Annotated in this window: 5 protein-coding genes and 1 riboswitch; all 5 genes read right to left on the bottom strand. The window is 76.0% G+C overall.

All coding sequences use genetic code 11. The features are described from left to right. A partial coding sequence (locus tag ACJA3G_RS27995) for an ECF transporter S component (protein WP_406555820.1) occupies positions 1-724 on the bottom strand: 724 nt, incomplete at its 3' end. After that, positions 721-2,430, bottom strand: a complete 1,710-nt coding sequence (locus ACJA3G_RS27990) for an ABC transporter ATP-binding protein (RefSeq protein ID WP_406555819.1) — start codon at positions 2,428-2,430, stop codon at positions 721-723. The genes ACJA3G_RS27990 and ACJA3G_RS27995, both read right to left, overlap by 4 nt. Beyond that, positions 2,427-3,710, bottom strand: coding sequence for an energy-coupling factor transporter transmembrane component T (locus tag ACJA3G_RS27985; RefSeq protein ID WP_406555818.1), 1,284 nt, complete (start codon positions 3,708-3,710; stop codon positions 2,427-2,429). The genes ACJA3G_RS27990 and ACJA3G_RS27985 overlap by 4 nt, the downstream gene beginning before the upstream one ends. A 15-nt stretch (positions 3,711-3,725) precedes the next feature. Beyond that, positions 3,726-4,394 carry an SCO2322 family protein gene (locus tag ACJA3G_RS27980; RefSeq protein WP_406555817.1) on the bottom strand — a complete coding sequence of 223 codons (669 nt, stop codon included), beginning with the start codon at positions 4,392-4,394 and terminating at the stop codon, positions 3,726-3,728. Then, positions 4,391-5,623 (bottom strand): prenyltransferase/squalene oxidase repeat-containing protein, encoded by a 1,233-nt coding sequence (locus ACJA3G_RS27975; protein ID WP_406555816.1) that lies wholly within the window; start codon positions 5,621-5,623, stop codon positions 4,391-4,393. Before ACJA3G_RS27975 ends, ACJA3G_RS27980 begins: the two co-directional genes overlap by 4 nt. Positions 5,624-5,756: 133 nt before the next feature. Continuing rightward, positions 5,757-5,827: riboswitch (cobalamin riboswitch) on the bottom strand. Between the last annotated feature and the right edge of the window lie 9 nt (positions 5,828-5,836).

Genomic DNA, 5,836 nt, shown 5'->3' with positions numbered 1-5,836 from the left:
CCCCCAGGTCCCACCCCAGCGACGTCGTCGCGCAGTACGCGGCGAAGCGCAGCAGGTTCTCCGCCAGCGGGTCACCGGGGTGGAAGGAGATCCCGGACGACATCCCGCCGATGTACGTCCAGCCCTGGAGGTTCATGACCGTGCCGTACGCGAAGGACGCGACGCAGCCGTACAGGGCGAGCAGGACCAGCTCCCCCCGGCCGCGCAGCCGGTGCGGGCCGGGCAACAGGCCCGCACCCATCGCGAACCAGCCCATCGCCAGCATCTGGAACGGCATCCAGGGACCGACACCCCCCGTGAGCAGCGCGGACGCGAACATCGTGACCGCGCCCAGCACGAAGCCGAAGCCGGGTCCGAGGACCCGGCCGCTCAGGACCATCAGGAAGAACATCGGCTCCAGGCCCGCCGTACCCGCCCCCAGCGGACGCAGCGCGGCGCCGACCGCCGCGAGGACGCCGAGCATGGCCACGGCCTTGGCGTCCATGCCGCCGTCCTCGTCCGCGATCGTGGCGACCACCACGCCCACGAGGAGCGGCAGGAGCGCGGCGAAGAGCCAGGGGGCGTCCCTTGAGTGGGCGAGCCCCGAGTCCGCGTCGGCCAGCAGCGGCCAGCCGAAGGCCGCGACGCCGACGAGGGTGATCAGGGCGAGGGCACTCACCCCGCGCGGGCCGAGCCGGACCGCCTTCGCCTGGCGGGTGCGGGGCAGGTCGCGCGGCGCCGTCATGCGAGGGCCTCCCGTACCTGGCTGACCGTGAGCCACGGGTCGGGCGCCAGGATCTTGGCGACCTGGGGGGCGAAGGAGGGCGAGGAGACGACCACGTCGGCGGTCGGGCCGTCCGCGACCACCTCGCCGTCCGCGAGGATCACCACCCGGTGGGCGATCTCGGCGGCCAGTTCCACGTCGTGGGTGGCGAGGACGATCGCGTGGCCCTCGGCGGCGAGGTCGCGCAGGACGTCCGCCAGGCGCGCCTTCGCCGCGTAGTCCAGCCCTCGGGTCGGCTCGTCGAGGAGCAGCAGCGGGGGCCGGCCCGTCAGGACGATCGCCAGGGCGAGCGCGAGGCGCTGCCCTTCGGACAGGTCGCGGGGGTGGGTGTCGTCGGGGACACCGGGGAGCAGGGCGGTGACCAGGTCGCGGCAGGTGCCGGGGGCGGCGCCGGCGTCCGCGTCGGCCGCCGCGCACTCGGCCTCGACCGTGTCCGCGTACAGCAGGTCGCGGGGTTCCTGCGGTACGAGGCCGACTTCGCGGATCAGGTCGCGCGGGGCTGTGCGGTGGGGGGTGCGGCCGTTGACGGCCACCGTGCCGGTGGTGGGTTCGGTCATGCCGACGAGGGTGTTGAGGAGGGTGGACTTGCCGGCGCCGTTGCGTCCCATGAGAGCGACGGTCTCGCCGGGCGTGACCGTGAGGTCCACGTGGCGCAGTGCCTCGATACGGGCCCGGCGGACGCCCAGTTTCCGGACCGTGGCGGTGGCCGTCGCGGCGGGCGTGGCGGGACGGGTCCCCCGGCGCAGGCGGGCGAGGGCGGCGCGGAGGCCGGTCGGTTCCGGTGCGGGGCCGTGCGGGCGCGCCCGGCTCACGTCCGGGTGGCCGTCCCCCGTCGGCGGCCCGGGGACATGGGCGGCCAGGCTCGCGCGCAGCTCGTGCGCCCTGCGCCGCGCGTCCCGTACCGACAGCGGCAGCGGGGTCCAGCCCGCGAGCCGTCCAAGGGCCACCACCGGCGGGTGGACCGGGGACACGGCCATGATCTGGGCGGGGGTGCCCAGGAGCGGGGGCTCGCCGCCCGACGCCAGGAGGATCACCCGGTCCGCGTACTGCACCACCCGCTCCAGGCGGTGCTCCGCCATCAGGACCGTCGTGCCGAGGTCGTGGACGAGGCGTTGCAGTACGGACAGGACCTCCTCGGCCGCCGCCGGGTCCAGCGCGGACGTCGGCTCGTCCAGGACCAGCACCTTGGGGTGCGGGGTCAGGACCGAGCCGATCGCCACGCGCTGCTGCTGGCCGCCGGAGAGCGTGGCGATCGGGCGGTCGCGCAGGTCCGCGAGGCCGAGCAGGTCGAGGGTCTCCTCGACGCGGCGGCGCATCACGTGCGGGGCGAGCCCGAGCGATTCCATGCCGTACGCGAGCTCGTCCTCGACCGTGTCGGTGACGAAGTGGGCGAGCGGGTCCTGGCCCACCGTGCCGACCAGGTCGGCGAGTTCGCGCGGCTTGTGCGTCCGGGTGTCGCGGCCGTCGACCGTCACCCGGCCGCGCAGGGTGCCGCCGGTGAAGTGCGGGACGAGGCCGGAGACCGTCCCCAGGAGCGTGGACTTCCCGGCCCCGGAGGGCCCGACCAGCAGGACCAGTTCGCCCTCGGGGACGGTGAGGTCGACGTCCCGGATGGTGGGGGCGGGCCGGCCCTCGTAGGTGACCGACACCTCGTCGAAGCGGATCATCGGGACTCCTGGGGGTCGGGCGGGGCGGGTGCCGGGTTCGGCGCCGGGGTGACGAAGGCCGGGAGCAGGCCGAGGAGGGTGGCCAGGGCGGGCCACAGCGGGAGCGTGGGGGCGGTGAGCGGGACGACGCCGGGGTGCAGGGCCTCCGGTGTGTGGGTACCCGCCCAGATCATGGCCGCCGCCACCGCCGCGCCGGAACCGGCCACCAGCCAGGCGCTACCGCCCCAGCGGTCGGGGCGGTAGCGGGTACGGACCGAGCGACGGCCGCCGAGGCGCAGGCCCGCCAGCGCCGCGGCGAGGCCCGCGAGCAGCACCGGCAGGCCGTAGCGGGCGCCTTCGGCGGCGAGGAGTCCGTACGTACCGGCGCAGACGCCGAGGAGTCCGCCGAGGGTGAGGACGGTGGTGGTGCGGCGGACGGCGGGCGGCACGTGCGCGGTCCGGCCGTATCCGCGGGCGTCCATGGAGGCGGCGACGGCCACCGAGCGCTCCAGCGCGCCTTCCAGGACCGGCAGTCCGATCTGGAGGATCGCCCGGATACCGCCGGTGGGACGGCCGCGCAGCCTTCGGGCGGTACGGAGGCGGGCCACGTCGGCCACCATGTTCGGCGCGAACGTCATCGCCACGACCACGGCCACGCCCGCCTCGTACAGAGCGCCCGGGAGGGACTTGAGGAGGCGGGCCGGGTTGGCGAGGGCGTTCGCGGCGCCGACGCAGATGAGGAGGGCGGCGAGGCGGGCGCCGTCGTAGAGCGCGAAGAGCATGCCCTCGGCGGTGACGCGACCGCCGACGCGGATGCCCTTCGCCCAGTCCGGCAGGGGCGCCTCGGGGAGCGTGAGGAGGGTGTGGGTGCCGGGGATCGGCGAGCCGAGGGCGATGTTGAAGACGAGCCGGATGGCGACGACGGCGAGGCCGAGCTTGACGAAGGCGGTGTACGAGCGGGCCCAGGGGGCGTCGGTGCGCCGCGCCGCGACGACGTAGCCGGCGACCGTGACGAGGAGGGCCAGCAGGAGGGGGTTGGTGGTGCGCGAGGCGGCCGTGGCGAGCCCGATGGCCCACAGCCACCAGGCCGCCGGATGCAGGGCGTTGGCCCTGTTCGCGTACGGGGTGCGGCGAGCGGCCGGGGGCCTCGGGGCGCGGCGCCGCTCGGCGGGCCGGTGGGTGCCGCGGCCTTCGGCCGACGGCCGCGGGCCCGCGGCGGGCACCCGGACGCCGGCCGGTTCCGTACGGGTCTTCCCCCGGGTCGGCGCGGGCGGCTCGCGGTGGTCGTCGTTCTCGGGCATCGGTGGTGTACGCCGTCAGTTCCGGTTACGGCGGCGGGACCGCAGGACCGCGGCTGCGGCCACCGCGAGAACGGCTGCCCCGCCCGCCAGCAGGCCCACCGACGGGCCGCCGTCGGACGTCTTGGGAGCCGGGTCGTGCGACGCCTGCCGCCACGACACCTGTTCGCCGCAGCCCGTCCTCGGGTAGCCCGCGATGGCGCACAGCAGGGCCGCGCTGTTGTAGCGCAGCGGCTTGGCCACCGCCGCCAGCGCGTCCGCGGTCGTCGCGTTCTCGGGGACCCGCGCGCACGCCGTACGCGCCGCCGGGGGCGTCTCGCCGCCGGGCGCGTCCTGCGGGGTGCCGAAGTCGAGGGCGAGGGCGACGCGCTTCCTGCCGGGCTCGGCGGGCGTGCCCGCGCACACCTCGGCGAACGTGGGCGACGAGCGCGGGACCGCCGCGTCCTTGGAGTCCGCGCTGACCGCGAAGCGGAAGCCCTGCACGTCACCGTCCGAGGGGTGCGCGGTGGCCGGGCCCTGCGTGGCGTACGTCCACGTCGTGCCCTGCCGCTCCCAGAACGACCAGTAGCGGTACCCGGCGGCCTGGGCGGGCCCCGCCACCGCCCCCGCGCCGAGCGTCAGCGCGAGGGTGAGGGCGAGGGCGAAACCGGCCGGGACCGGCCGGCGGCGACGGCGGACCGGTGTCACTTCTGCGCGTTCTTCTTGCGGGCGCTGACCAGGAAGCCGACGCCCACGCTGGCGACGAAGAAGACGCCGACGATCCACCACACCGACATACCGGAGGAGTCGTCCTTCTTGTCGGCGGACTTGGCCGGCTTGCCCGCCTCGGCGGCGGACGTGCCCGCCGGGGCCGGGCCGGTCGCGTTCAGCTGGGCGACCAGGTCGGCGCCGCCGAAGTCCCTCGGGTCGGCGCCGGTGGCGTTGGCGGCCAGGACGAGCTGGGCGTAGGCGGCGGGGCCGTTCTCCTTGGCCCAGCCGGACGTGTTCTTCTCCAGCCACGTCAGGGACGCCTTGGCCTGGGCCTCCTCGCCGGAGGCGGCGAGGGCGACGACCGCGTCGGCGGTGTTGCCGTAGTCGGGCTGGCTCTCGGCGCCCGGCATCGGGGAGTTGAGGTGGCCGGTCTTGGCCATGGTCCTGACCAGGTACGCGGCGCCGTTGTGCGCGGCCTGCTCGGGCGTGGCCGCCTTCTCGCAGCCGGCGCCCTTGGCGTCGGGCCGCCCGGCGGTGGCGGCGAGGCCCTTGCCGTAGGCGGCGGTCACGGCGGCGGCGCTGGCGTCGGCGTTCGCGTACAGCTTGGCCGTCTTCGGGTCCGGCTGGTACGCGAACGCGCCCGCGCCCGGCGTGCTGTCGCACGGCAGCGCGAAGGTGAGCAGCGCGTCGAGCGGCGACTTGCCGCCCTTGGCGGACTTGGCGTCGGCGGGCTTCTCCCCCGCGGCGGCGAGGGCGCCGATCACCACGGCGGTGGAGTTGGCGTCGCTCTTGCCGCCGGGGTTGTAGGACCAGCCGCCGTCCTCGTTCTGGACGGTCTTCAGCCAGGAGACGCCCTTCTTCACGGCGTCGGTGTGGTCGCCGAGCGCGACGAGGGCCTGGACGGCGGCGGCGGTGGCGTTGGTGTCGAGGACCGTCTTGGCGTCGCACGGCTTCGCCGCGTCGGCGCGGTACGAGGCGAAGCCGCCGGTGTCGCACTGCTGGCCGGTCAGCCAGGTGACCGCCTGGGCGGCGGGCTTCACGCCGACCGTGCCCTGGGCGAGCAGGGCGAGGGACTGCCGCCAGACGCCGTCGTACGCCGGGTCCTTCGTCCCGTACAGCCCCGGCGGGACCGTGCCGTCGGCGAAGGCGGGGGCGGCGGTGGCGGCGGCGCCGCCGAGGACGACGGTGAGGGCGGCGATCGCTGCGGCGCAGCGGCGTACGGTCATGGCTGGGCGGTGCCTCTCCTGCGGGGGCCGGGCGGCAGGCGGGCGCGGGGGCACGCCGGCTCCGGTCCCGTGTACCTCGACGGGCCGGTCATCGGCGGCTTGCCGGTGACCGTTGAGCCGGTCATGTCCGTCGGGGTGATCCGGCTCGCCTTGTGGTGACGGCTCACGGTTGCGGGTCAGCGCCGGATTCGCACCGGCTTCCCCCCCATACGG

Source organism: Streptomyces sp. YS-3 (genome assembly GCF_045257485.1).
Classification (GTDB): domain Bacteria; phylum Actinomycetota; class Actinomycetes; order Streptomycetales; family Streptomycetaceae; genus Streptomyces.
The sequence above is the reverse complement of the archived record's forward strand: the minus strand, read 5'-3'. Positions and strand labels throughout refer to the sequence as shown.